Raw genomic sequence first — 25,234 nt, 5'->3', positions numbered from 1 at the left:
GCCGGCCGCAGGAGGGCCGCATGATTCCGGTTCGCATCCTCGGCACCGCGAGCGTGCTGCCCGGCCCGGCCGTGACGACGGAAGAGGTCTGCGCGCGCGTGGGCCGCGACGCGGCGGAGGTCGAACGCAAGACGGGCATCCGCACGCGGCACTTCGCTCCTGCGGGGACGCGCGCCGCGGACCTGGGAGCCCAGGCCCTGCGAGGCGCGCTGGAGGCAGCGGGACTTCCGGCGACGGCGCTCCGGCGAATCCTGTTCGTGTCGTCGATGGGCGGGGACGTCACCACGCCGGCCAACGGCAGCCGGGTGGCGGCGGCGCTGGGGCTGTCCGGCACGTGCGATGCGATGGACATCGGCAACGCGTGCATGGGTTTCCTGAGCGCGTTCGACCTGGCGGCACGCTCGGTGGCGACGGGGCTGGGGCCGGTGGGCGTGGTGTCGGTGGAGCTGCTGTCGCGCACCACACGGCCGGAAGACCCACGTCCCTACCTGGTGCTGGGTGACGCGGCGGCGGCGGTGGTGCTGGGCGAGGCACGGCCCGGCGAGGGCGTGTTGGGGGCCTCGTTCGGCAACGACGGCACGCTGCCGCCGGACGTCGTGCTGGAGAACCCGCACCAGACGGGCCAGCGCGAGGGCATGCGCTTCCTCACGCCATCGCGCGACATGACCCGCGTGGCGCTGGGCGCGTTGAAGCGCGCGGCCTCGGCGGTGCTCCAGGGCGCGGGGCTGACGGTGGCGGACGTGGAGTGGGTGCTCACGCACCAGCCGAACGGGAGCATGTTCGCGGCCATCCTCCAGTCCTTGGAGGTACCGGAGGCGAAGAGCGTCACAGTGGTGGACACGGTGGGCAGCGTGGGCTCCGCATCGCTGGGCACGGGGTTGGACCGGCTGTGGCGCACACGGCCGGTGAAGCCGGGGGACCGGGTGTTGATGGTGGGCGTGGGCGCGGGCGTGGCGCACGGCGCGGTGCTGTACCGGGTGGGCGGGTGACGGTCACGGCGACGGCGGCACGGGCCGCGTGGCTGACGACGTTCCGCCTGCTCCAGCGCTACCACCGCTACGAAGTGGTGAACCTGGAACCGCTCCTGCGCCCTGGAGCGAAGCTGCTGGTGGGCTACCACGGGCGGCCCCTGGCGGTGGACCTGTGCATGCTGACGGTGACGCTGCACGACCGCTTGGGCTACCTGCCGCACGGAATCGCGCACGGTGCGTTCGACCGCATCCCCGGCATGCGGCAGGTGGCGGACGGGCTGGGCTTCGTCACCGGCGACGGGCCGCTGTTGGCCGAAGCCGTGAAGAAGGGCGAGCACATCCTGGTGCAGCCAGGAGGCACGCGCGAGGGCTGCCGCGACTTCCGGCACCGCTACCGCGTGGATTGGGGAGAGCGGCTGGGCTACCTGCGGCTGGCCGTGCACTACGGCCTGCCCATCGTCCCCATCGCGGGCCACGGAATGGACGACGCCTACGTGGGCCTGAACGACGGCTACGCGTGGGGCAAGCGCGTGGGGCTGCCCGGAAGGCTGCCGCTATGGCTGGGCGTGGGCGCCACGGGCCTGTGGCCGCTGTCCCTGCCCTTCCCGGTGAAGATGACCCAATGGGTTGGAGAGCCACTGACAACCCATCTGAACCCGGGCTTCGACGCGGCGGACCGGGAGTCCCTGCTGACGGTGCACCGCGAGGTGACAGGCGCGGTGCAGGGACTGCTGGACGCGGCGCGGGACTACCAGCGCATGCGGTAGATGGCGGCGCGGCCCTGGCGGGACTCGACCACGGTGGTCAGTCCCTTCACGCCGGTGGCCAGCGTCCCGTGGTGGCAGATGGAGCCGATGAACTCCGGGTAGGTCCCGCCCTCGTTCACCTTGACGCGGTAGTCCGTGTCCGCCAGCCGCTCCACCTCCACGTGCAGGAAGTTGCTGCCGGAGGCCAGGTTGCGCGACGTGCGCTCCAGGGTGCGCGCGGGACCCAGCAGCTTCACCACCGTCTGCAGCGCGCGGCCCATGTTCGTCTCGAAGTAGCCCGCGACGAAGCGCTCACCCAGCCGCCACTGCGCCTCGTTCATGGACACCCCCGGGAACAGCTCCGTCGCGCATAGCTGCAGGACCTTCTGCCAGATGGCGTTCGGATACGCGGGCTCCAGCTTCCGGTCCAGGTCCAGCCCGGCGTCCTTCAGCTTCGCGCGCAGCGGACCGTCCAGCCGGCCCTTCAAGGCCAACAGCAGCCCTTCGACCGTATGGCCGAAGATGATCTCCGAGGGGTTCGACACGCGGGGCTCCTCCGCCACGTCTCGGGGGATGACGTGGCTTGGGTGCCCCCTGGTTAGTTCGAACACCGACTCGTGGACAACCCCTACATCCTAGGGGTGATGACGATTTCACGGTGAGGACAGTCGCACCTCCCCGCCGTCAGAAGCGGCCAGGCAGGCCCCACGGCAATGATTGCTCAGCGGTCCCTGGGACACAGTCATTCCAAGGTGGGGGAGTCTCATGAGCTGGAGCATCCACATTCCCGCGGTGAACACGCTCAAACTCGCGCTGGGCAACGCCGCGCACGAGCAGGCGCTGGGCCACGCGGAGCTGAACGGCAACAAGGCCATCCCCATCCAGGGCGGCGAGGTGTCCCTGACGGGCGCGTTCAAGGTCCCCGTCGAGCTCTTCAACGACCGGAACGACAAGGACGCGTACGGCATCATCGGCGTGCCCCCGAAGGAGCTGGACGGCTCCTCGGTGGAGCCCCTCTTCTCCCCGGACGGGGCCGCGTGCTGGCTGAAGTACGCGGCGGAGCTGAGCGCGGAGGCCAACGGCCAGGGGGACTTCCCCTTCGTCGAGTTGAGCGGCGGCGGGTCGCTCCAGGTGAAGGTGGCGGACTACCGGCACCACGCCGCCACCCAGACGCTGGAGGCCGCGCTGGGTTCGGACGTGAAGTCCCTGCGCCTGCCCTTCGTGCTGGGGGATGTGCAGGCGCTCCAGCCCGGTGATGCCCTGTCGTTCCAGACGTGCGTGGCCCTGAAGGCCGGCGTGAAGGTGTCCTGGTCCGCCATCAGCACGTCCCTGGTGGGGGCGCTCGCGAAGCGGCTGGCCGGGCAACTGGTGTTCGAGCTGAAGGCGGAGGCGGGCGCGTCCATCGGCGGCACCGTGTCGCTCCAGGACGAGTTCCGCATCGTCTTCTCCCGGCCCAAGGACGGCGGAGCGTTCCGCGTGTCGGTCCGCAAGGCCACTTCGGACGGCGCGGCGGTCCACGTGTCCGCGGGCGTCTCGCTGGGGCACTCGTCGCCGCTGCTCGCCTCCATCCTGAGCGCCGTGGACTCCAAGGTGCAGGACGCCTTGAAGCTCGTCGAAGGCCTGGAGCAGGGCTCGCTCCAGCCCGCGCTCCTCCAGGTCGCCGCCGCGCTGCTGAAGCAGCTGGGGTTCCTCAAGTCGGTGGAGCCCACGGTCGCGGCGGTGACGGCCGCGTATGAAGAACTGAAGGACTTCGTGGAGAGCGTGGTGAGCGGCGCGCTCAAGGCCGGCTTCGAATACGAGTACGCGCGCAGCACCGAGGACGCGACGCTGCTGGAGCTGGAGGTGCCAGTCGGGGAGCTGGCGGGCGCGCATGGCGCGTTCGTCTCCGGCGACCTGGCCTCCATCCAGCGCCGGGTGAATGACACCTGGCTGCGGCGCTACTTCCACATGAAGTCCGTGGAGTCCCAGCGCGTCTGGGGCCTGGGCCTGGGCTGGCGCGACGTCAACTTCGCCTCGCAGGAGGACCGGCGGAAGCTCAAGGCCGTCGTCCAGCACGCGTCCCGCGACCACCGGCAGGGCCCGCGCCGCTACGCGTTCCTGGGGGCGCGCAGCTACACGAGCTCGGGCGTGCTGTACGGGAAGACCTCCCGCTGGGGGCTCGACTTCAGCGCCCAGATGCCGCGCTTCAGCCTCACGCCCAGCGCGGACGAATTCGAATACTCCTTCTTCGCCCAGAGCCACGTGGAGGACGGCCTGTCGAAGGAGCTCATCCAACGCGCGGTGGACGCGGCCACCGTCTGGGGCGCGGTCCGTCCGGAGGACGCGCCGGCGCTGGTGGACCGCCTCTTCCGCGCGGCGCCCGCCGGCACGAAGACCGCCACGCGGCTGGACCTGCGCGTGGACAACCCCAGCTTCCGGCGGCTGCTGGCGAAGCTGGGCTCCGAACCCGCCTTCGAACGCAACGCCTTCGCCAGGGCCCTGGCGCGCGCCCTGCCCCGGGCCAGCCAGCCCGTGCGCACCAGCCTCCAGCGCCGGGAAGAGCTCTACACGCCGCTCTGGGACGCGTACCTCAAGGACGGGGCGAAGGACTGGACGCTGGACCGGGCCAGGGCGAGCGTGGCCTGGCACCTGAAGACCCAGGCGGGGGCGGACGGCTTCGTCGCGTCACACTGGGAGCAGACCGGCGGCACGGGCACGTTCTCGGACGTGCTCGTGCAGTCGTCACGCTACGGAGGCGACATCGGGGGCCAGCCGTACGGGAAGGTGTACGTGTTCTGGAGGGACCTGCTCGACAAGCTCATCACGCTGAACAAGGCCATCCACTCGGAAGCCGTCATCGCGGAGAACGACGCGACCTCCGCCGTGCAGCAGGTGTTCACGGCCCTGGATGACCTGGCCTGCGACGACTTCCGCGTCACCGCGTTCGTCGCGTGGATGGATCAGCTCGCCATCCGGTGGAAGCTGGGGTCGGGCATCCAGCGCTTGCTCCAGGTGCGCGTGGGAGAACAGGAGTTCGTCATCTCCCACGGCTGAGCACGGCCGCTACCAGCGCATCCGGTACGTCGCGGAGGGCCCTTCACGGCCCTCCACGACGGTGGTGAGTCCCTTCACGCCGGTGGTCAGCGTGCCGAAGTGGCACAGGGCCCCGATGAACTCCGGGTGGATGCCGCCTTCGTTCACCCGGAGCCGGTAGTCGGTGGCGGCCAGGCGCACCACGTCCACGTGCAGGTAGTTGTTGCCGGAGGCCATGTTGCGCGTCGTGCGCTCCAGCGTGCGCGCGGGGCCCAGCAGCTTCACCACACCATGGAGCGCGCGGCCGATGCGGGTGGAGAAGTAGGCCGTGACGAAGCGCTGGCCCAGGTGCCAGTGCGCCTGGGCGACGGAGTGGTGGGGGAAGAGCACCTGCGCGCCCAGGAGCAACATCTGGTGCCACTGGTCCCGGGGATAGGCGGGCGCCAGCTTCTGGTCCAGGTCCAGCCCCACGGCCTTCAACCTCGGGCGGAGCGGGCCTTCCAGATGCCCATCCAGGGCCACCAGCAGGCCTTCGACGGTGTGGCCGAACACGACCTTCTCCGGAGGACGCACGATGGGATGCTCCTTCTCCACGGCGCTGGGGATGCGTCCTTCATCGGTAAACGCGGACGGACCCGGGAACAACCCATCCATCCCTTCGTGCAGCGGGCTTTCCACCAGCGGACGGCGCAACTCCACGAAGCCCGTGGCCGCGGCGTTTCAGCTCCGGCGCGGATGACGCGATGAAGGGCCTACTTCGCGCATTCCTTCGGGCGCCAGGCCACGGGCCGGTAGAGGCAGTCAAGCGCCTGGGCCTCCTGGACCTGCGGCGCGTCCGCTCCCAGGTGCCGGTGCTCCTGCAGGAGCCGCGCGAGCTGGTTGCACGCGCCCCAGGACTTCATGGCGCAGGCCTGCTCCGCGCGTGCGAAGGCGTTGTCCAGGTCGCGCGGCATTCCTCCCGTGACCGTCTCGCTGTAGCGCATCGCCAGGTGGCCACAGGCGCGGGCGCTGCCACCCGAGCACCCCTTCTCCGCCACCCGGAGCTCCTCTTCGAGGTCGCGGTCGACGCGGTTGGCCTGCCGGTATTCATGGGCCAGGTCCGCGCAGGCATCCGGGTCGCCCGCGTCGCAGTCCGCCCGCAGGTTGCGCACCCCCAGGTTGTCCTCAGGCAACGGCTGGCCCGATTCCTTGCAGGCAAGCCGCATGTGCGACTTGCATCCCTGGGCCAGGACGAGCGGGAGGCTGCGCCGCGCCTCCGCGTTCAGCCCCTCCTGCCCGGAGTCCGCGAGCTGTCGCGTCAGGTGGATGAGCACGGCGCAGCTCCTGCTGTCCTCATGGGTGAAGCACCCGTCGCGAAGGGCCTGCATGCCCTTCCCCGGATTCGCGTATCGACGGGAGGTGTTGATCAGGGCCATGCCCAGCGCCTCACACGCCGGGCCGCCGTTGCGCGCCTCACACCCCGTCTCCAGGAAGACGAGGCCCACGAGCGGAGCCGGTTTGATCTTCAGGTTTTCATCCCCGAAGGACAGCACGCGCCAGAGCCGCACGCAGGCGGAGGGCGTGCGTTTCATGCAGGCGTCCTCCAGCAGCTGCATCGCCTTCGTCACATCCACCGGGAGCCCCGCGCTCCCTTCCAGCAGCACCTCTCCCAGCCGGGCGCATGCATCGCCCTCGCCCTTTCCGTCCCGGCACTCGTCCTTCCAGCGGTCGATGGACGCGCGTGGCGCGGGCTTCGCGCTCGAGGTGACCTTCCCCACGTCCAGTTGGAGCGATTGCAGCACGGACCCCTTCGGCTTCCGCGGCGCGGTCTTCGCCGGGTCCAGTTGGAGCGACTGCAACACGGACTGCTTCGGCGCCTCCGCCTTCGTGCCGTCCGCCGCGAGCCCCAGCATGCGCCGCACGTCGCCGCAGGCCTCCGGCACCTCGTGGTCGCACGCGCGCTGGTAGAACATCGTCGCGCGGCCGGGGTTCACCGCCACGCCCGCGCCGCCCTTCTCGTACGCGGTGCCCATCACGTAGCACGCCATGCCCAGGCCCACGCCCGAGCCCGTCTCGCACATGGCGCGGATCTCCTCCAGCTTCGCGCCCTCCTCCGGCGTGGCCGTGGGCGTGGGCTCCGGCTTCTCCGCCGTGTTCGCGAAGGCGCACGCGTCCTTCTCCCCCAGGCCGCAAGCCGTGCGGAAGTAGCTGGACGCAAGGCGCGCGTCCTTGCGCGTGCGCGTGCCCTGGTCGAACTCGCGCGCCACCGTGAGGCAGGCGACCCCGAGGCTCCGGTTGCACGCCTGCACCAGCATCCCCATGCCCGCCGCCACGTCCTGCTCGACGCCGAAGCCGCCCATCAGCGTCAGCACGCCCAGGTTGTTGCACGCCAGCCGGTCATCCCCCGCGCAGCCGCGCTCGTAGAGGCGCACCGCCTGCGCCAGGTCCTTCGCCACGCCCCGGCCCTCGCCGTACAGCAGCGCCAGGTGGCCGCAGCCCTCCGGCAGGTCCCGCTCACAGCCCCGCGAGTACAGCCGCGCCGCCTCGGCCTCGTCCTTCGCGACGCCCCGCCCCTCTTCCTTCAACACCCCCAGCGCCACGCACGCGCGCAGGTCGTCGCCGTTGCAGCCCAGCTCGTAGAGCGTCGCCGCGCGCGCCACGTCCTTCGGGACGCCGTCGCCCACGCGGAGGCGCTCGGCCTGTTCGAAGCACGCCTGCGCCAGCCTCCCACCGCAGGTGCGCTGGTACAGCGTGGTGAGCTCCTGCTCGGCCTCCGACTTCGTTTCGTCCGAAGAGCCATGGGCACAGGCCGCGAGAAGTGCGAGGACGGGCACGACCCGGCACGCGAAGAGGAGCTTCACTGAGGGCATGGGTGGATCTTTCCACTCCGTTCCCCTTTCCGTCGAGGCCCCCTGCCGTCTCCCGAGCCCCACCCCGCGTGGCCTCCTATGATGGGAGCACCATGCACGAGCCCCCTGTCCCCTGCGGATTTCCTCCAGCCGCATCGGAGGGTGCTCCCCCGGCGTGGGCGCTCATCCTGGGTGCATCTTCCGGCTCGGGCGCGGCCATCGCGGAGGCCGTCGCGCGCAAGCCGGGGCTGAACGTCTTCGGCGTGCACCGGGGCCGCTACCCGGACACCGCGCGGGAGCTGGAGACCCGCGTGCGCGACGCGGGCCGGGACGTGCACCTGCGGCAGGCGGATGCCTCCACGCCCGAAGCCGCCGAGGCAGGCGCGGACGAGCTGCTCCAGCGCGCGGGCCCCCGCAGCGTGAAGCTGTTCGTGCACGCCATCGCCGGAGCGTCCGTGGGCCACTTCCTCTCCGAGGGCCCGGACCGGCTGCACCCGCGCCGCATCCAGCGCACGTTCGACTGCATGGCGCACTCGTTCGTGTACTGGACGCAGGCCCTGGTGCAACGCGACCTGCTGGCCCCGGACGCGCGCCTGCTGGGCCTGCAGAACCCGCTGGATGAGACGCACCTGGGCAACACCGGCCTCATCAGCGCTGCCAAGGCCTCGCTGGAGATGTACGTGCGCCACCTGGCCATGGAGCTGGGCCCGAAGGGCCACCGCGTCAACCTGCTCAAGTTCGGCACGGTGATGACGCCCGCGCTGCGCCACGTCTACTCGCCGGAAGCGCTGGCCCGACTGGAAGCGCGCCACGCGGCCATGAACCCCGCGGGGCGCATGGGCACGCTGGAAGAGGTGGCCCGCTTCGTCACCGTGCTCGTGGGTGACGACGCCGCGTGGTTCAACGGCGCCACCATCGACTTCACCGGCGGCATGACGCTGAAGCTGCTGGACCTGGTGCTCAACCCGTGACGGCCGGAACGCGGAACGTGAGGCAATAGTAGAACGGTGACACCTGCTCCTCGATGACGTCTTCGGCGTTGCGAGGCAGCAGGTCGCGGGGGCTCTTCGCGTCGCGCGTGTAGAACGTGAGGGCACGGAACGCGGCGCGCTGGAACAGCGACGGACGGAAGGCCGCGTCCAGCTGCTCGTCCACCACCACCAGCGGCGTGCCGGGCCGCGCCACGCGCGCCATCTCCCGCAGCGCTACCGCGGGCTGGCGGTAGCCGCCAATCCCTCCGACGTGGAAGACGCGGTCGAACAGGCCGTCCTTGAACGGGAGCGCGTGCGCGTCCGCCACCAGCAGCCGCGTGTCCTTCACGCCCCGGCCCTTGCGCAGCCGCCTCTCGCACTGCGCCAGCATGCCGGTGCTCAGGTCCAGGCCCCACACCTCCACGGGCAGGCCCGGCGGCAGCGCGCCCCGGATGCGCGGCAGGTTCGCGCCCGCGCCCACGCCCACCTCCAGCACGCGCACCGGCTGTCCGTCTTCGCGCGGCTTCAGCGCGCCCAGCTCCAACCTGCGCATGTACCCGTCGCGCATCCGTGACTCGGAGACGGACTGGAACAGCGGCGTCAGCACCGCGGTCAGCGGGTCGTGCAGCGCGGGCAGCCCGTCGTAGATGTGGCGCATCAGGCGGTCCGTCCCCTGCACGCGGTCCTCGCGGTACAGCCGGGCCAGGCCGTCCTCCGCCTCCCACGTCTCGCCGCAGCCGCCGCAGCGCAGACGTCCCTCGTCCAGCCGGTCGTCCTCGCTCTGCCCGTGCCACACCAACTGGCCCCGGCAATCCGGGCATGCCAGCAACGCCACGTCTTGCAGCCACATCATCGTTTCGTCACCCTGCCGTCCCCTGTTCGGCCAGGGTCCGCGCCAGGTCATCGCGCGCCCCCAGCCGGGTGAAGTCCTCCGCCGCCCGACGCAGCAACTCCGCGCGCTCCGCGTCGTCCGCGGGCAGGCGCCGCGCCCACTCCAACCGCGCGCGCGCCGCCTCGTAGGGCATGCCCCGCGCGTCCGACTCCGCGATGCAGCGCTTCCACGCGCGGAAGGCCTTGCGGTGCTTGCCCGCGAGCCACGCCTCGCAGCCACGCCACAGCCACGCGGCGGGCTCGCCGAAGGGGAACACCCGCGCGAAGCCCTCCACCGCCTGGAGCGCGGCCCGAGCGCTGTGCGTGAGCGCCTGCAATCCAGGCCCGGGCGTCTCGCGCGCCCACAGCGTGAGCAGCACCTCCGCCACCGCCGTCGCGCCGAAGTAGACGAAGTGCGCCACCGGCTTGCCCGCGGACAGCCGCACCAGCGCCTTCTCCGCCGCCGCGCGAGCCCCCGCCGCGTCGCCCTCGCGCAGACACAAGAGCGCCAGCGTGCCGTCCACGATGATGCGGTCGGTGGCGCCGCCATGCGCCTCCGTCCACGCGAGCGCCGGCTCCAGCGCCATGCGCGCCCGAGCGTGTTCACCCAGCCGCACCAGCATGTGCGCGCGATAATGCTGGGCCCAGTGCCGCGTCTGCGCCGAGCCCCGGCGCACCGCGGACGCCTCCAGCCAGTCCATCAGCGGCAGGCCCCGCGCGAACTGGCCCCGGTACATGGCGGACACGGTGAGCAGCGCGCGGCACTCCTCCGCCAGCCGCAGGTCCCCCACCGAGTCCACGATGGCGGTCGCTCGCGAAAGCCACGTCTCCACGTCCTGCCAGCGCGCCTGGTACACCGCGCACACCGCGTTGCGGTTGAGCACGTAGGCCAGGTCGGCCGGGCGGCCCACGCTTTCGGCCACCTCCTGCGCCCGCTTCACCCACGCGTCCGCCACGCGGTGCACCGGCACCGTGCCCGCCACCACCGCCATCACCGTGTAGCCGCGCGCCAGCTCCGGCGTGGGCCCCGCGGGCTCGCACAGGTTGAGCATGCGCAGACCGCTCCAGAGCACCGGCAGCGCCTCCTGCGCGTAGATGAACGCGTCGGTGAGCCGCATCAGCAGCCGGCCCGCCACCCGCCGCGTCTCCCGGCGCCGCCGGGAATCATCCACGTACGCATCCGGCCGTGCGCTCTGCGCCAGCCGCGCCAGCGCCTGCGTCAGCGTGCCCAGCACCCACGCCGCACGAGACGAGGGCACGCGCCAGCCGAAGTGCGCGAGCGCCGACTCCGCGTGCGCGCGGAAGGCCTCCAGGTCTCCCAGCTGGAAGCGCGCCTCCGCCAGCAGCGCCTCCACGCGGCCCCGCTCCAGCGGCGTGGCCTGGGGCGCGACCGCCAGCGCCCGCGAGAGCAGCGGCAGCGCTTCCCGGCACGCGCCCACCGCCAGCGCCTCCTCGCCCGCGAGCCGCGCGTGGTGCGATTCGCGAGCCACGTCCCCGGCCTGTCCCCAGTGGTACGACAGCGCGGCGGCGTGGCCCGTGGGGTGGGCCGCCTCCAGCGCCAGGGCCGCGCGTCGATGGAGCGCGGGCCGGATCGCCGGGGACAGGTCCTCCAGCAACCGTTCGCGCAGCTTGTCGTGCGCGAAGCGCCAGCGGCCGTCGGCCACGTCCAGAACCGCCGCCGCCGCGCAGTCGGTGAGCCACGCCTCCACGTCCACGCCGGGCGCGGCCCGCTCCAGCACCGCCAGGTCCAGCTCCCGGCCCAGCAGCGCCGCCACGTCCAAGAGTTCCCGCGCGTCCCGCGGCACCTTCTCCAGCCGGCGCTGCACCAGCGCGCGCATGCCGCCCGCCCACACGCGCTGGGGCAGCGCGACGGCGCCCAGCCGGTCCAGGCCGCCCGCGTCCTCCGCCAGCGCGCGCACCACCTCCACCAGCAGGAACGGGTTGCCCTCCGACTCGCGGCGCAGCAGCTCCACCACGTCGGGCCGGCGGCCGACGGCGCCCAGCATGGACTCACCCAGCTGGGCGATCTCCTCCGCGTTCAGCCGTTGCAGCCGCAGCACGCGGGTGCCGGGCAGGTGCTCCGGCAGCTGCGGGGACTCGTCGTCGCGGAAGCTCACGAGCAACAGCAGCGGCAGCCCCGGCGCCCTCGCCGCGAGCTGCGCGAGGAGCTGGAGCGATTCGGCGTGCGCCTGATGCAGGTCCTCCAGGATGACCACGGTGGGCTGCGACAGGCGGGCGAAGAGGTCCTCCACCGTCTGGTGCAGGCGCAGCTGCGCCATGTCCGCGTCCAGCTCCGGAGCGGCGGGCACCTCGCGGCCCAGCAGCGCCTCCAGGTCCGGTACCAGCGGCCGGAGCACTCGCGCCTCGCGGTCGGAGAGCTCCGTGAGCATGGGCAGCCAGCGCAGCACCGCGCGCCACTCCTGGTAGGGCACGCCGCCGGTGTCCACCGCCTGGCCGCGCAGCACCATCGCGCCGCGCACCAGCGCCAGCGAGCGCACCTCCTCCAGCAGGCGCGACTTGCCCACGCCGCTCTCGCCGCCAATGAGCCACGCGCTGCCCTGGCCCGCGAGCGCCGCGTCGAGCACGTCCGTCAGATGCTCGCGCTCCGCCACGCGGCCCACGAAGCGCGCGGACTGGAGGAAGCTCTCGCGCGTGGCGGCGGACTCGGCGGGCCGGGGCTGGCCCACGGCGTCACTTAGCGCGGTGATGACGGCCTCCGCGTCGCGCGGACGGCGGTGGGCTTCGGGCGCCACCAACTGCTCCAGCAGGGCCTTGAGCGCGGGCGGGAAGCCCGGCGTCGCGAACACCTGGCCCGCGTGGGGCAGCCGGCCGAAGAACATCTGGCACGCCATGGCGCCGAAGCCGAACAGGTCCGTCAGCTCGGACGGGGGCTGGTCCTCGAAGAGCTCCGGGGCCAGGTAGCCGGGGGTGCCCGCGGGCTGCGCGCGGCGGCCCTGCTGGTCGCGGCCCACGGCCAGACCGAAGTCCAGCACCTTCACCTGGCCGCGCACCACGAGCACGTTCCCGGGCTTCAGGTCGCGGTGGATGATGCCGCGCCGGTGCAGGTACGCGAGCGCCTGGAGCGTCTGGATGAGCAGCCCCACCTGCGTCGCCAGGGGCGCGTCCGTGCCGGCCTCCACCAGCGTGCGCGCGTCCTCCAGCAGGTCCATGGCTAGGTAGGGGCGGCCCTCGGCGTCGAAGCCGTAGTCCAGCACGCGGATGACGTGCGGGTGGCGCAGCGACACCAGCGTCTGGAACTCGTGGGCCAGCGACAGCGCCATGCCCTGCGTGGCGAAGGCGGAAGGGGTGCCCCGGCCGGGCCGCCGAGCCAGGTCCGCCACCGTCTTGTGCAGCCGCTTGAGGGCCACCGGCCCGGACAGCCCGTCCTGCGCGCGCCACACGGTGCCCGCGCCGCCGCGCCCCAGCAGGTCGAGGATGCGGTACCGGCGCCCCACCACTTCTGGATCCATGCCCGGAGACGTGTCGGCATCCGGGGCATCCGCCCGGGGGGAGTTCTGACAGGAGGGGGGGTGAGACATGAGGGGGAGCCGCCCTTACGCGCGGGTAAGGATATCCCCCCTTCTCGTGCGGGAGGGGGATTGAATGCGTCAGGGGCAGCCGAAGCAGGAGGCGCTTCGGACCCTGGGGAGCAACCCGGCGGGCGGGGCCCGGCAGGGTTCCTTCCCTCTGGAGCGCTGGAACATCACTTTTGACGCAGTGAGGACACCGGATGGCTGGCTACGACTTCGACTTGTTCACATTGGGCGCGGGGTCGGGCGGCGTGGCGGCCAGCCGGCGAGCGGGGGCCTCCGGAGCGAAGGTGGCCATCTGCGAGGAGGGGCGCGTGGGCGGCACGTGCGTGCTGCGCGGGTGCGTGCCCAAGAAGCTGCTCGTGTACGCGGCGCACTACCGCTACGACATGGAGGACGCGGCCGGCTACGGCTGGACGGTGAACGGCCCCGCGCTGGACTGGAAGAAGCTCCAGGCGGTGAAGGCGAAGGAGCTGGACCGGCTGACGGGCATCTACGGGCGGCTGTTGCGCGACGCGGGCGTGACGCTGGTGGAGGGCCGGGGCCGGGTGGTGGACGCGCACACGGTGGAGGTCGCGGGCAAGCGCTACACGGCGGAGCGCATCCTGGTGGCCACGGGTGGGCGGCCCTACCTGCCGGAGGTAACGGGCATCGAGCACGCGCTCACGTCGGAGCAGGCGCTGGAGTTGCCCACGCTGCCGCGCCGGGTGGCGGTGGTGGGAGGCGGCTACATCGGCGTGGAGTTCGCGGGCATCTTCGCGGCGCTGGGCGCGAAGGTGACGATGTTGATTCGCGGCGACACGGTGCTGCGAGGCTTCGACAACGACATCCGCGCGGCGCTGACGCAGGAGATGCGCAAGAAGGGCGTGGACATCCGCCCGGAGACGTTCGTCCAGGACATCGAGAAGCGCGAGGACGGCACGCTCAGCCTGCTGACGCGCATGGGGGACACGCTGGAGGTGGACGCGGTGCTGTACTCCACCGGCCGCGTGCCCAACACGCAGGGCCTGGGCCTGGAGGAGGCGGGCGTGAAGCTGAACGAGCGCGGCGCGGTGGTGGTGGACGCGCAATCACGCTCGTCGGTGGAGAGCATCTACGCGGTGGGGGACGTGACGGACCGGCTCAACCTCACGCCGGTGGCCATCGCGGAAGGCCGCGCGATGGTGGAGACGCTGTACCGGAACAACCCGGTGACGATGGACCACGAGAACGTCCCGTCCGCCGTGTTCAGCCAGCCGCCCGTGGGCACGGTGGGGCTCACGGAGCGCGAGGCGATGGAGCGATACGGCAAGGTGGACGTCTATGTCTCCAGCTTCCGGCCCATGAAGCACACGCTGACGGGCCGGGATGAGCGGTCGATGATGAAGGTGGTGGTGGAGCGAGGCACGGAGCGCGTGCTGGGCTTCCACATGGTGGGAGCGGACGCGCCGGAGATCATCCAGGGGCTCGCGGTGGCGCTGAAGTGCGGCGTGACGAAGAAGCAGCTCGACGCCACCGTGGGCATCCACCCCACGGCCGCGGAGGAGTTCGTCACGCTGCGGGACAAGCGCCCGGATCCGTCGGAGAGCGCCACGATGCTGGAGCTGGGGCGCGAGGTGGTGGCCACGCCTCCGGGGGATACGCGCAAGTAGTCACGCCTCTTCGTCGGGGAGGAGCGTGCGGAGCAGCTCGTCGTCAGGGCCCAGCGGACGCCAGCCGGAAGGCGGAGGACTCACGCGAAGGGCTGCTCGGGCCTGTTTGACCCGCTCTTTGTGCGTATCAGGAGTATCAGCGGACCAGCAGCCGAGCACCTTCGCGACCTGGAAACGAGCTTCGTCATCCATCACAGCCGGCCAGCCCTGGGGGAGGCTCTCGGAGAGTTCTCGCACGAGCACGTCACGCACAAAACGTGTGACCTGTTTGCGCTGCTCCGCCTCGGCATGCAACCCACCCAACACCTGCACCCCAGCGATGTCATCCTTGCCAAGTTCCTCGGCAAGCTGATTCAGCGAAACGGCAGGCCGCGCCTCGGCGAAGGCTGTCAGCGAGCTGAAGCCGCGTTCGCGCACACGCTCATAAAGGCGGGCCTTCCAGTTGCCTTGCCAAGAACGGCCGTCGGTCATCGCGGTCCCCATTGAATGAACTTCATTGGGATGTCGTAGCGCTGCATCCGAGACGCGACAATGTTCAGGACCTCATTTCGCGTCAGCATGCGGCCAACTTCCACTTCAGCTTCACTCAATGCTTCCATGATCATCCGATTCCACTCGCCGGGCCACTTGCGTCCCTGCTTCCAGTTCCCCCCACCGTGAATCGCTTCGTGGTGCGCCCGCTCCATCCGGACACAGAACTGGTTGATGTCCATGTCGCCCTTGAATCCGCGCCGCTCGAACCACTCACGGTGCTCTTGAGGCAGCACATGATGCTTCGGGGCATCGGACATGCCCGCCCCCGCTCTGCCGGTTTCGTGCATCGCACGAACTTCGGGGCTGTCACCCAGCGCTTCACGCACGCCCTTGGGCAGGTCCCGAGGCGCCTGCGCCATCAGCACCTGTCCGCCGTGGATGAGGACGGCGGAGCTGACAGCGGGGACGGAGATGACGCCCGCCCGCACAAGCCTTCGCATCATCTCCACCCACTCGGCGGAGACCACCAGCCGCGAGCCCGTCATCACTCCTCCCGAGCTCATCACGAAGCCCACGCCCAGCGACGCAGGCGCTGAGGGAGGCAGCCGCGGCAGCGACACCTTCAGCGTGGAAATCATGGCGACCATCTCCACCGCCCGCACCGCCGCGAGGACCTGCCCACCGAGCTTCATGCTCGCGCGGGCCTCGCGATGAATCGCGTCGAATTCACGGGTCAGCTTCCCCATCAACTCGGGCATCGCGACTGCCGCCGCCTCCACCCGCTCCGGATCCTGGGAGGCGAGGTCCGCCAGCGCGGGCTCTATCAACTCCTGCACACGATGCAGGTCGACGAAGAGCTTCTCGACGCTGCACGTCGGACAGTTCCGGAGCACGGCGTCCGCGAGGTGGAGGAAGTCCACCCAGGTGGCCAGGAGCAAGGTGCCGAACATGGCCACCTGGAGCTTCGGCCCCGTCATGCGCAGGAGGCCCTGCTCCATGTTCGAGTCCTCCACCTCCGTGGCCACGCGTGTCAGCGCGGTGGCGCTCCCGAGCGCACCCTTCATCCACTTCACCTGACTGGAGCCATGGTCGAGGTAGCGGGTGAAGACGCCTTTGAGGCTCCACCCCAAGAGAGGCGGTGGACGGTCCGCCAGCTTGGATAGCGCGGCTTCAACGCCGCCGAGCGAGCCCTTCACGTCGGCAATGCCCGCGAGGACTGCATCGCGCGTCAATGCATCGCTGTCACGCGTGCCCTGGCGGCGCGGCGACCGTTGCTCCTGCCCGGAGAAGACGGACGTTCCACCCGGCGCGTATCTCAAGCTCCGCGGATGCGGCGCGGAAGCACATCCCGCGGCCAGCAGCACCACTGCCAGCAACAGCAAGACCATCCCACTTCGCACCATCCACTGCTCCCGGAAACTGGAGGCCATGGCAGCCCCTTCAGTCCGTCTCGCCCAACTCGAAAGCAGACGTGCCCGTGTGGTGCTTGCGCTTCGTGAGCTGGTGCTCGTCGCGGAGCTGGTTCTCGTAGAAGGGCAGGTGCGCGTCCGTGCGGAGCTTTCGCAGCGCTCGGATGGTCTCGTGCTCCGTGGTGTTGCTGTAGCCGTGCTTCGTGTGTCCGGTCGTGTAGTTCAGGGGCTGCAACACCATCCGCGTGGGGTAGCGGTTCTGCAGGATGTGGATGAGCTCGTGCCCGTACACGATGAACGCCGGCGCGGGGATGGGGTGCTGGTCGCGGGAGTAGTTGCGCTGCGTGCTGTCGCGCAGCCCGGAGCGCAGGCTGAGCTGTGAGCCGCGTCCCCCGGTGGGGCGCTTGCCCGCGAGCCCCGGCGCAGGTTCGCTCAACAGGTAGTCCTCACCGTGGCCGTCCTCGTCGTACCAGCCGAGCTCCTCCTCCATCGCGAACATGGGCTTGCTCAGCGCTTCACGCGCCTCGGTCAGCTCGGCATAGGGCTTCGACGTGGACGCCAGGCGCTGGCGCAGCTCACCCCACGGCTCATTGCCTCGCCGCGAGGACTCCTCGATGCGGGACAACTCCTGGGTCATCCCTTCGTATTCGGCCTTCAGGCGATTGAGTTCATCGGAGGTCGCCTGCAGCCGCAGCTTGTTGACCACCACCTTCTGCCGGAAGTTGGCGGAGGGCGTGAACGCCTGGGTCAACACCAGCGTCACCGGCCACTCCGGATCCGCCTCCGTGTCCTCGAGGATCCACCGCATCAACTCCCGGCCATGCGGGCGGGACAGCAGCCGCGCGTGGATGGCGCGCACCTCGCGGTTGCCGCGCGCGTATTGCGCCCCCGTGGGCAGCTTCACCGCGCCCGTGCCGTTGCGCAGCGCATCCCAGTCCGCGTCCAGCTGATTCAACACGGCGGTCCCCAGCGTCCCGCGGTCCGGCGTGAAGAGCTTCAGGCTGTTCACGTGGACGTAGTCCACCATCTCGATGTGCGTCTCCTGGATCTCCACGAGGAGCCGCATCAACAGCAGCCGCGACGCCCTGGAATGCGCGAGCCGCTCCTGCTCCAGGTCGCAGAGCCGGTACAGCAGGTGCTCCGCCGTATCGAGCGCCTTCAGCTTCGCGTCCACCCACGCCTGCTTGCCCGTGAGGAAGTACGAGGCCTTGCCCCAGCCACTCCAGTCCGCATGGAACGCATCGAGCGCGGCGCAGAACGGCCGGACGAAGTCATTCAGTCGCGACACGATGGGCAGCAGGTGACGAGGCTCCATGCCCAGGTCCGACTTGAAGTCATCCGACGTGCTCAACGCCATGTCCGCTCCCGGTGTCTCGACGGAGCGGGACGGTAGCACGCAGCCTCCTACTCGCAGGCTCGGGCCCGGGAGAGCAGGTACTCACGTTGCGGAGGCGTCCGCGCCATCGTCGCGGCCTGACGGAAGCAATCCGCCGCCCTGCCCCGCGCCCCTACCTGTTCCAGCAGCATGCCCTCCACGGCGAAGCGATACGGATACCGCCGCAGCACGGACTCCGAGCGCAAGGGCCCCAACGCCGCCAGCGCCTCGGCCGGCCCGCGCACGCGCGACAGCGCCACCACCCGCCCCAGCGCGACGATGGGCGACGGCTTGAGGGCAAGCAGCGCATCGTAGAGCCGCAGCAACCGGGCGCTGTCCTCCGGCCCCGGCGTGGACGCCTTCGCATGCATGAGGGCGATCTCCGCTTCCAGGTGCAGCGGAGTCAGCACCGTCCCCATCGAAGCGCGAAGGTGCCAGAGCCCTCGCGACATCAAGAGGGGCGACGACTCCGTCCCGGTCCGCGCCTCCTGCGGCACGAACGCGCCCCGCGCATCCACGCGCCCCGGAAGCCCTGCGGTGCGGAAGCAGAACAGCGCCGCCAGCGCATGGCCCTCCGGTGTCACGGTCCCCGAGTGCGACAGCAACACCTCCGCCAGGCGCAGCGCCTCCGAGCACAGCTCCGCGCGGGACAGGTCATGGCCCTCGGAGGCTTCGTAGCCTTCGTTGAAGAGCAGGTAGAGCGCGGCGTGCACCGCGCCCAGCCGCTCCGGCAGCACCTCCGGAGAAGGCACCTCCAGCGTGGCGCGGCAGGTGCGCAGCGTCCGCTTCGCGCGCACCAACCGCTGCGCCACGGTGGGCTCGTCCGCGAGCAGCGCGGCGGCGACCTCACGCACGGAGAAGCCACACGCCACCTTCAGCGTGAGCGTCACCTGCATCTCGCGGGAGAGCGCCGGATGACAGCACGCGAAGAGCAACCGCAGCGCATCGTCCGGAAGCTCCGCCGCGAAGCGCGTGGGTTCTTCCGGCGGCCCGGCCTCCTCCTCGGATTCCGATTCCTCCGGCACCTCCGGCGCGCGCTGCCGCAAGAGGTCCGTCAGTCGGTTCAGCGCCACGCGCAGCAGCCACGCGCGAGGCTGCTCGGGAATGCCATGGAAGCCCCACGTCCGAGCCGCCTGGAGCATGGCGAACTGCACCGAGTCCTCCGCCAGGTCCAACCGCCCCAGCCCCACACGCCGGGCCAGGGCCGCGACGAGCCCCGCGGACCACTCGCGAAAGGCCAGCTCCAGCACCTGCGTCGCGGAGGACACGCCGTCAGACCTCTTCGATGGCGCGAAGCTCGACCTCACCGCCGTAGCGCAGGTGTGGACACGGCCGGGCCAGGGCCACGGCGGCGTCATACGAATCCGCGGACAGGATGAAGAGGCCGCCCACCACGTCCTTCACCTCCGCGTACGGCCCGTCCGACACGAGCAACTGTCCCCCCTGCTGCTTCAGGCGCCGGCCGCCCTCGTCGCGCAGCTTCTCGCCCTGGAGCAGGCGGCCCTCCTGGAGCAGCCCGTCACTCCACCGGGCGTACTCCTCCACGATGGCCTGCAGCTCTGCGGGGGACATGGCGGCGAAGTGGGCGGGGTTCTCGTGCAGCAGCATCAGGTAGCGGGCCATGGGACGGACCTTTCGGGGGACAGCGGGGGTTTCGTCGAAAAAGACGGCCCACGTCGCGGAGGATCGACATACCTACCTCACCGCCCAGTGCGCACACTCACTCCGTGGACAGAGAACACTCGTTTCGCGCTCACGGGTGACACGTCACCCGGGGGTGCCTACCCCTGAAGGTCAGGAGGCGCGGGCAACGGGCGTGAGCAAGGGCGGACGATGGTTGGGGGGAATGATGGGGGCGTTGCTGCTCGCGGGATGTCCGTCCGCGTGCAACACGAAGGAGTCGTCACGTCCATTCCAGCTCACGGGGCAGGTGGGGTCGCGTGGGGCGGGCTTCGCATCGGCGCTGTACCAGACGACGGGCGTGCGGATGGAACCGCGCAACCGCATCCGGTGGGCGAACAACGGCGCCGTATTCGACGTGATGGTGGAAGAAATCGGCCGGGCCCGCGCCTCCATCCACATCGTGATGTTCATCTGGCGGCCAGGCCGTGCGTCCGACCGGATGATTGAAGCGTTGGCCGCGCGTGCCCGGAAGGGCGTGCACTGCCGCGTGCTGGTGGATCCGCTGGGCAGCGGTCCCTTCGAGACGGAGGTAAAGCCCCGGCTGCAAGCGGCCGGCTGCGAAGCCCACCTGTTCCGCCCGCTGCCGGCGGACGAGAACCTGGCGCGCAACCACCGCAAGATTCTCGTGGTGGACGGCAAGGTGGCCATCACCGGCGGGCTCGCCATCCAGGACGAGTGGCTGGGCGACGCGCGCAATGAAAAGGAATGGCGCGACACCAACGTGCGGGTCCAGGGCCCGGTGGTGGCGCAGCTCCAGCAGGCGTTCGCGGAGAACTGGCAGGAGACGACGGGCGAGCTCCTGCCCCAGACGGACTTCCCCACGCTGTCGGTGGACCAGCCCGGCCTGGACGCCGCGGGTGAGGGTTGGGCGGCCTTCGTCAGCAGCACGGCGAACCCGGAGGTGACGCGCGCGGAGCGGCTGACGCAGCTGATGGTGAAGGCGGCGAAGAAGCGGCTGTGGATTTCGCAGGCGTACTTCACGCCCAACGACGCACTGACGGCGCTGCTGGTGGAGAAGGCGCGCGCGGGCGTGGACGTGCGGGTGCTGGCGCCGGGGGACAAGAATGATCAGCGGGCCATCACGGTGCTCCAGCGCCAGACCTACGACACGCTGCGGGCAGCGGGAGTGCGTCTCTGGGAGTACCAGCCGTCGATGATGCACGCGAAGACGATGCTGGTGGATGAACGGCTCGTGCTGGTGGGGTCCATCAACTACGACGCGCTGTCGTTCAATCTGCTGGAGGAAGGTTCGCTGGTCCTGGAGGACGTGGAGGCGGCACGTCAACTGGAGGCCATCTTCCTGGACGACCTCACGAAGGCGCGCGAGGTCCAGGCCGAGCGCGCCGGGCGCTAAAGGCTGGCTGTCCGCTTTCACGCGTGCCCCCTGGAAACAGTGGGCAAGGGGCGGGCCGTGTGCTCAAGAAGTGCTCCAGGGACCGCGAGGGTCGCGGCCGGGAGGCATCGCCATGAGCAGCGCAGCTCCTCGTCATCTCTTCGTCGCGGGCGCCACGGGCGCCACGGGCCGCACGCTGATGCGTCAGGCCCTGGCCAGGGACGTGTCCGTGACGCCGCACGTGCGCCCCAAGAGCGCGAACACGGAGCCCGCGAACAGCTGGCCGAAGAAGGCGGTGCTGGAGCTGGCGGACGGGCCCGCGCTGGTGGAGGCAATGAAGGGCAGCACGACGGTGCTCCAGCTCATCGGCACGATGCGCAAGCGCTTCGCGGCCGGGGACACCTACGAGTCGAGCGACATCGGCACCACGCGGCAGCTGGTGGACGCGGCGAAGGCGGCGGGGGTGGACCACTTCGTGCTGCTCACGTCGGTGGGCGCGGGAAGCCCGGTGGGCGCGTACCTCAAGGCCAAGGCGGAAGCGGAGCGCATCGTCCGCGAGAGCGGCATCCCCTACACCATGGTGCGGCCCCCTGCGCTGGAGGGCGAATACCACGCGCCGCCCGGCATCCTGCACACGCTGGGCAAGCTGCCGCTGCTGCACCACCTGAAGCCCATGCACCTGGACCAACTGGCCGCAGTGCTCCTGCGCATCTCGGAGCGACGGGCGCCGCTCGACACGGCCCTGGAAGGCAAGCGCCTCTGGGCGGAGGTCGAAGCGGTAGGCCGGTAGCTGTCAGACCCTCCAGGTAGGAAGTCTCCTCCGCCGAACGAGCGCGTGACGCATGGAGGAGCTAGAATGAGGAAGATGGCGACCCGAGACCAGTTGCTTGCCCAGGCCCTGCGACTCTCACCGGAGGACCGCAGACGGCTCGCTCATGACCTGCTCGACAGCCTGGATGAAGGCGTGGAAGCCCCGGATGCCGAGGCGGCCTGGGGCGAGGAAATCAGCCGCCGCGCCCAAGAGGTCCTGGACGGCACAGCGGAGCTCCTCGATTGGGACGACGTACGAAAACAAGTGAATGAGGAGTTGGAGCGAATGCGGCGATAGGTGCTCCCATGCGCACCCGACTGCATCACGCCGCCAAGCCGGAGATGCTCAAGGTCGCCAAGTGGTACGAGAACCAACGCACAGGACTCGGTAGCCACTTTGTTGGAGTCATGCATCAAGCAATGACCTCCATTAACGAGCATCCAGACCGCTGGCCCTTCTGGCCAGACCTCCGTCACACGCCGCCCATCCGCCGCTTCCTGCTTCCGGATTACCCCTTCGCCCTGCCCTACCTCGTCCGCGACGAGGACGTGGTGGTGCTCGCCGTCGCGCACCTGCGCCGCCGGCCGGACTACTGGCTGCCCCGCGCGCGAAGCCGCCCGTAGGCCTACTCCTTCACCGCGCCAGCCGTAAGCCCGGACACGATGCGCCGCTGGAACAGCACCGTGAGCACCACCAGCGGCAGCGTGGCCACCACCGACGCGGCGGCGATCTCTCCCCACGGTTCCTTGTACTCACTGGCGAAGAGGCTGATGGCCACCGGCACCGTGCGCTTCTCCGGCGTGGACAGGAACGTCAGCGCGTAGAGGAACTCGTTCCACGCGAAGATGAAGACCAGGATGGCCGTCGTCGCCAGGCCCGGCGCCGCCAGGGGCAACAGCACCCTTCGGAACGCCCCCACCGGCGTGCACCCATCCACCCGCGCCGCGCGGTACAGCTCGTCCGGCAACTGGCGGAAGAACGACGTCAGCACCCACAGCGTCAACGGCAGCGCGAACGTCGTGTACGGCAGCGCCAACCCCACCAGGCTGTCCCGCAGCCCCACTGCGTTGAGGATGAGGTACAGCGGGCTCACCGTCGCGATGGGCGGGAACATCGACACGCCCAGCGCCGCGGACAGCAGCAGTCCCCTCCCCCGGAACTCCAGCTTCGCCAGCGCGAACGCCGCGGACGCGCCCACCGTGAGGCAGAACACCGTCGTCAGCGTCGCCACCACCAGCGAGTTCAACACCGCCCACAGGAACGGCCGCCCGAACAACACGCTCTCGTAGTTCGCCCCCGTCAGGTGCGAAGGCCACGGCCGGGTCAGCTCCCCGTCCGGCCACAGGCTCGTGAGCACCTGCCACAGGAACGGCCCCAGGAAGAACGTGAGGAACGCCACCACGGCCAGCGCCGTGCCCAGCCCCGGCCGCTTCATCGCCGCCCCTCCTCGCGCCCCAGCCAGCGCAGCCACACCACCGCCAGCAGCACCACGCCCAGGAACGTCGCCACCGACAGCGTGCTGCCGTACCCGAAGTCCCCGGAGCGCATCAGCGTCTTGTACGCGTAGATGCTCAACGTCTCCGTCGTGTTCGCCGGCCCGCCCTCCGTCAGCACGTAGATGGCGTCGAACACGCGGAACGCGTCCAGCGACCGGAACAGCACCGCCAGCAGCAGCGCGGGCTTCAGCAAGGGAATCGTGATGGACCGGAACTGCCGCCACCCCGACGCCCCGTCCACGCGCGCCGCCTTGTAGAGGTCCTCCGGAATGCCCTGCAGCCCCGCCAGCACCAGCAGCGCCACGAAGGGTGTCGTCTTCCACACGTCCACCAGGATGGCCGCGTGCAACGCATACCCCGGCGCTCCCAGCCAGTTGATCTCCGCCCCACCCAAAAGCCGATTGATGAGCCCGTAGTCCGGGTTGAACATCCACGCCCACAGCCGAGCGCTCACCACCGTGGGAATCGCCCACGGCACCAGCACCGACGCGCGCAACAAGCCCCGCCCCGGGAACGCGCGGTTGAGCAGCAGCGCCAGCGGCACCGCGAGCAGCAGTTCTACCGCCACCGCCACCGCCGTGAAGTACGCCGTGTTCCCCAGCGCGGACCAGAAGCGCGCGTCCCCCATCAGGTAGACGTAGTTCTCCAGCCCCGTGAAGCGCCGCTCGCCGAACACCAGGATGAAGCGGTGCAGGCTCAGCCATATCGCCGCCAGCACCGGGTACAGCGCCACCACGGCCAGCACCAACACGGCCGGCGCCACCAGCAGGTACGCCTGCCGCCGCTCCCGCGCCTGCGAACCCACGCCGCTCATTTCTCCTCCGGAGGCTGCTCACCGGTCAGGTGATCCACCTGCTTTTGCGCGCGCGTGAGCGCCACCTCCGGAGTCCGCAGGCCCGCCACCGCGGCGGAGAACTCGCTCTGGAGCACATCCGCGATGAGCAGGTAGTACGGCGTCACCGGCCGGGGGCGAGCCCGCACCAGCGCCTCCTTCAGGCTCGCGATGAACGGCTCCTCCGCGCGCAGCTCCGGGTCGTCATACAGCGCCATCCGTGGCGGGTTGCGCGCGTAGTGCAGCGCCAGCACGCGGTTCGCCTCCGGGGACGTCAGGTGCGCGATGAGCCGGGCCGCCGCCTTCCTGCGCGCGGGCGACACATGCGCGTTCACCGCGAGCTGCCACCCGCCCAGCGTCCCCCACCCCGGCTGTCCATCCTTCGTCGGCAGCGGCGCGATGCCCACCTTGCCCCGGATGGGCGAGCCCTCCGCCTGCGCCTCGCTCCACGCATAGGGCCAGTTGCGCATGAACACCGCGCGGCCCTCCTGGAACACGCGCCGCGACTCCTCCTCGCCAAAGCCCGTGACCGTCTGCGGCGACAGCCCGTCCGCGATGAGCCCATGCAGGTACGTCAGCGCCTCGCGAGCGGGCTCCGTCTCCAGGAGCACGCGCCCGTCCTTGCCCAACGACTGCCCACCGTGGCCCCAGATGGCCTCGTACACGTTGCAGGTCAGGCCTTCATATTGCCGGCCCTGCCACACATAACCCTGGATGCCGGGCGTCTTCGCCATCGCGTCGCGGGTGAAGCGCCGCAGCTCCTCGTAGGTGCGCGGCGCGCGAGGCACCAGGTCCGTGCGGTAGTAGAGGACGCCCACGTCCACGTACCAGGGCACCGCGTACGTGCGTCCGTTCATCACGACGGCGTCCACCGGCCCGGGCAGGAACTCCTCGCGCAGGCGCTCGGGAGGAAAGTCCTCGGACAGGTCCGCCACCCAGCCCGCGCGAGCGAACTCCGGCACCCAGACGACGTCCGCCACCAGCACGTCGAAGTCCTTGGCCCCGCCCTGCAACGACGTGAGGAAGAACTGGTGCGCCAGGTCCGACGAATTCGGCAGCGCCTCCGTCACCAGCTCCACGTCCGGATTGGCGCGCTCATACTGCGCCAGCAGCTCACGGAACGGCTTCGGGTCCCCCCACAGCGGCTGGAACTTGAAGACGATGCGAGTGCGGCCCGCGGTGCCCGCCTCCTCGGACGAGCGCCGGCAGCCTCCAACAGAGAGGCCCAGCGCGACGAGGAGGACAAGGAGGCGGCCCATGCG

22 protein-coding genes are annotated in these 25,234 nt (G+C 70.6%); 9 read left to right on the top strand and 13 right to left on the bottom strand.

From position 1 onward, the window contains the following. The first annotated feature begins 20 nt into the window (after positions 1–20). Positions 21–989 (top strand): 3-oxoacyl-ACP synthase III family protein, encoded by a 969-nt coding sequence (locus D7Y21_RS05280; RefSeq protein ID WP_121711641.1) that lies wholly within the window; start codon positions 21–23, stop codon positions 987–989. After that, complete coding sequence (locus D7Y21_RS05275; protein WP_120567874.1) at positions 986–1,738, top strand: lysophospholipid acyltransferase family protein; 753 nt, start codon at positions 986–988, stop codon at positions 1,736–1,738. Before D7Y21_RS05280 ends, D7Y21_RS05275 begins: the two co-directional genes overlap by 4 nt. Here D7Y21_RS05275 and D7Y21_RS05270 read toward each other — a convergent pair. Next, a complete protein-coding gene (locus D7Y21_RS05270) occupies positions 1,720–2,262 on the bottom strand; it encodes a DUF2378 family protein (RefSeq protein ID WP_120567913.1) in 543 nt (180 codons plus the stop codon). The two genes, D7Y21_RS05275 and D7Y21_RS05270, sit on opposite strands and share 19 nt — an antisense overlap. 220 nt (positions 2,263–2,482) lie before the next feature. On the opposite strand from D7Y21_RS05270, the gene D7Y21_RS05265 reads away from it, so the two are divergent. After that, the gene (locus D7Y21_RS05265; protein ID WP_121711639.1) at positions 2,483–4,750 is read left to right on the top strand and encodes a hypothetical protein; all 2,268 of its coding nucleotides are present in this window, start codon (positions 2,483–2,485) and stop codon (positions 4,748–4,750) included. Between the two features lie 9 nt (positions 4,751–4,759). Here the strand turns inward: D7Y21_RS05265 and D7Y21_RS05260 are convergent, their stop codons facing one another. Beyond that, positions 4,760–5,407 (bottom strand): DUF2378 family protein, encoded by a 648-nt coding sequence (locus D7Y21_RS05260; protein WP_233611986.1) that lies wholly within the window; start codon positions 5,405–5,407, stop codon positions 4,760–4,762. Positions 5,408–5,481: 74 nt separating this feature from the next. Beyond that, positions 5,482–7,578, bottom strand: a complete 2,097-nt coding sequence (locus D7Y21_RS05255; RefSeq protein WP_158627236.1) for an SEL1-like repeat protein — start codon at positions 7,576–7,578, stop codon at positions 5,482–5,484. 92 nt (positions 7,579–7,670) lie between these two features. Between D7Y21_RS05255 and D7Y21_RS05250 the strand changes: the two genes are divergently transcribed. Then, positions 7,671–8,528, top strand: a complete 858-nt coding sequence (locus D7Y21_RS05250; RefSeq protein ID WP_233592058.1) for an SDR family NAD(P)-dependent oxidoreductase — start codon at positions 7,671–7,673, stop codon at positions 8,526–8,528. Here the strand turns inward: D7Y21_RS05250 and D7Y21_RS05245 are convergent. Beyond that, positions 8,518–9,381, bottom strand: a complete 864-nt coding sequence (locus tag D7Y21_RS05245) for a methyltransferase domain-containing protein (protein ID WP_199735359.1) — start codon at positions 9,379–9,381, stop codon at positions 8,518–8,520. The two genes, D7Y21_RS05250 and D7Y21_RS05245, sit on opposite strands and share 11 nt — an antisense overlap. 7 nt (positions 9,382–9,388) lie before the next feature. Further along, on the bottom strand, positions 9,389–12,868 hold the full coding sequence (locus D7Y21_RS43410; protein ID WP_304988554.1) for a serine/threonine-protein kinase: 3,480 nt from the start codon (positions 12,866–12,868) through the stop codon (positions 9,389–9,391). Between the two features lie 260 nt (positions 12,869–13,128). Here D7Y21_RS43410 and gor point away from each other — a divergent pair, with 260 nt between their 5' ends. Continuing rightward, entirely contained in the window at positions 13,129–14,559 is a 1,431-nt protein-coding gene (gene gor / locus D7Y21_RS05235; protein WP_121711629.1) for a glutathione-disulfide reductase, read from the top strand. On the opposite strand, the gene D7Y21_RS05230 is transcribed toward gor, so the two are convergent. From D7Y21_RS05230 to D7Y21_RS05210, 5 genes are read right to left on the bottom strand one after another with little or no spacing between them, the layout of a single operon-like run. Next, complete coding sequence (locus D7Y21_RS05230) at positions 14,560–15,030, bottom strand: NUDIX hydrolase (protein WP_121711669.1); 471 nt, start codon at positions 15,028–15,030, stop codon at positions 14,560–14,562. It lies immediately after the preceding gene. Beyond that, positions 15,027–16,463, bottom strand: a complete 1,437-nt coding sequence (locus tag D7Y21_RS05225; protein WP_233611985.1) for a DUF2380 domain-containing protein — start codon at positions 16,461–16,463, stop codon at positions 15,027–15,029. The genes D7Y21_RS05230 and D7Y21_RS05225 overlap by 4 nt, the downstream gene beginning before the upstream one ends. A 10-nt stretch (positions 16,464–16,473) precedes the next feature. Next, positions 16,474–17,799, bottom strand: coding sequence for a hypothetical protein (locus D7Y21_RS05220; protein WP_121711625.1), 1,326 nt, complete (start codon positions 17,797–17,799; stop codon positions 16,474–16,476). Positions 17,800–17,846: 47 nt separating this feature from the next. Then, positions 17,847–19,085 carry an RNA polymerase sigma factor gene (locus tag D7Y21_RS05215; protein ID WP_158627235.1) on the bottom strand — a complete coding sequence of 413 codons (1,239 nt, stop codon included), beginning with the start codon at positions 19,083–19,085 and terminating at the stop codon, positions 17,847–17,849. A 4-nt stretch (positions 19,086–19,089) separates the two neighbouring features. Next, a complete protein-coding gene (locus D7Y21_RS05210) occupies positions 19,090–19,440 on the bottom strand; it encodes a YciI family protein (protein WP_121711622.1) in 351 nt (116 codons plus the stop codon). A 193-nt stretch (positions 19,441–19,633) separates the two neighbouring features. Between D7Y21_RS05210 and D7Y21_RS05205 the strand changes: the two genes are divergently transcribed. From D7Y21_RS05205 to D7Y21_RS05190, 4 genes are all read left to right on the top strand, one after another. Beyond that, entirely contained in the window at positions 19,634–20,854 is a 1,221-nt protein-coding gene (locus D7Y21_RS05205; protein WP_233611984.1) for a phosphatidylserine/phosphatidylglycerophosphate/cardiolipin synthase family protein, read from the top strand. A 112-nt stretch (positions 20,855–20,966) separates the two neighbouring features. Further along, positions 20,967–21,623, top strand: a complete 657-nt coding sequence (locus tag D7Y21_RS05200) for an NAD(P)-binding oxidoreductase (RefSeq protein ID WP_121711620.1) — start codon at positions 20,967–20,969, stop codon at positions 21,621–21,623. Positions 21,624–21,698: 75 nt separating this feature from the next. Next, positions 21,699–21,941 carry an addiction module protein gene (locus D7Y21_RS05195; RefSeq protein WP_199735358.1) on the top strand — a complete coding sequence of 81 codons (243 nt, stop codon included), beginning with the start codon at positions 21,699–21,701 and terminating at the stop codon, positions 21,939–21,941. A gap of 8 nt (positions 21,942–21,949) precedes the next feature. Then, entirely contained in the window at positions 21,950–22,267 is a 318-nt protein-coding gene (locus tag D7Y21_RS05190; protein ID WP_121711617.1) for a type II toxin-antitoxin system RelE/ParE family toxin, read from the top strand. Positions 22,268–22,269: 2 nt separating this feature from the next. Here the strand turns inward: D7Y21_RS05190 and D7Y21_RS05185 are convergent, their stop codons facing one another. The 3 genes from D7Y21_RS05185 to D7Y21_RS05175 are packed head-to-tail and all read right to left on the bottom strand — an operon-like array spanning position 22,270 to position 25,231. Beyond that, entirely contained in the window at positions 22,270–23,079 is an 810-nt protein-coding gene (locus D7Y21_RS05185; protein WP_014392992.1) for a carbohydrate ABC transporter permease, read from the bottom strand. Beyond that, on the bottom strand, positions 23,076–23,954 hold the full coding sequence (locus D7Y21_RS05180) for a carbohydrate ABC transporter permease (protein ID WP_121711615.1): 879 nt from the start codon (positions 23,952–23,954) through the stop codon (positions 23,076–23,078). Before D7Y21_RS05180 ends, D7Y21_RS05185 begins: the two co-directional genes overlap by 4 nt. Then, positions 23,951–25,231: an ABC transporter substrate-binding protein gene (locus D7Y21_RS05175; protein ID WP_121711613.1), complete on the bottom strand. Its 1,281-nt coding sequence runs from the start codon at positions 25,229–25,231 to the stop codon at positions 23,951–23,953. Before D7Y21_RS05175 ends, D7Y21_RS05180 begins: the two co-directional genes overlap by 4 nt. Positions 25,232–25,234: the final 3 nt, after the last annotated feature.

Source organism: Corallococcus sp. AB045, from assembly GCF_003668895.1.
Taxonomy (GTDB): Bacteria; Myxococcota; Myxococcia; order Myxococcales; family Myxococcaceae; genus Corallococcus; species Corallococcus coralloides.
Note: the sequence above shows the minus strand (reverse complement) of the source record. Positions and strands in the feature narration are given on the sequence as shown.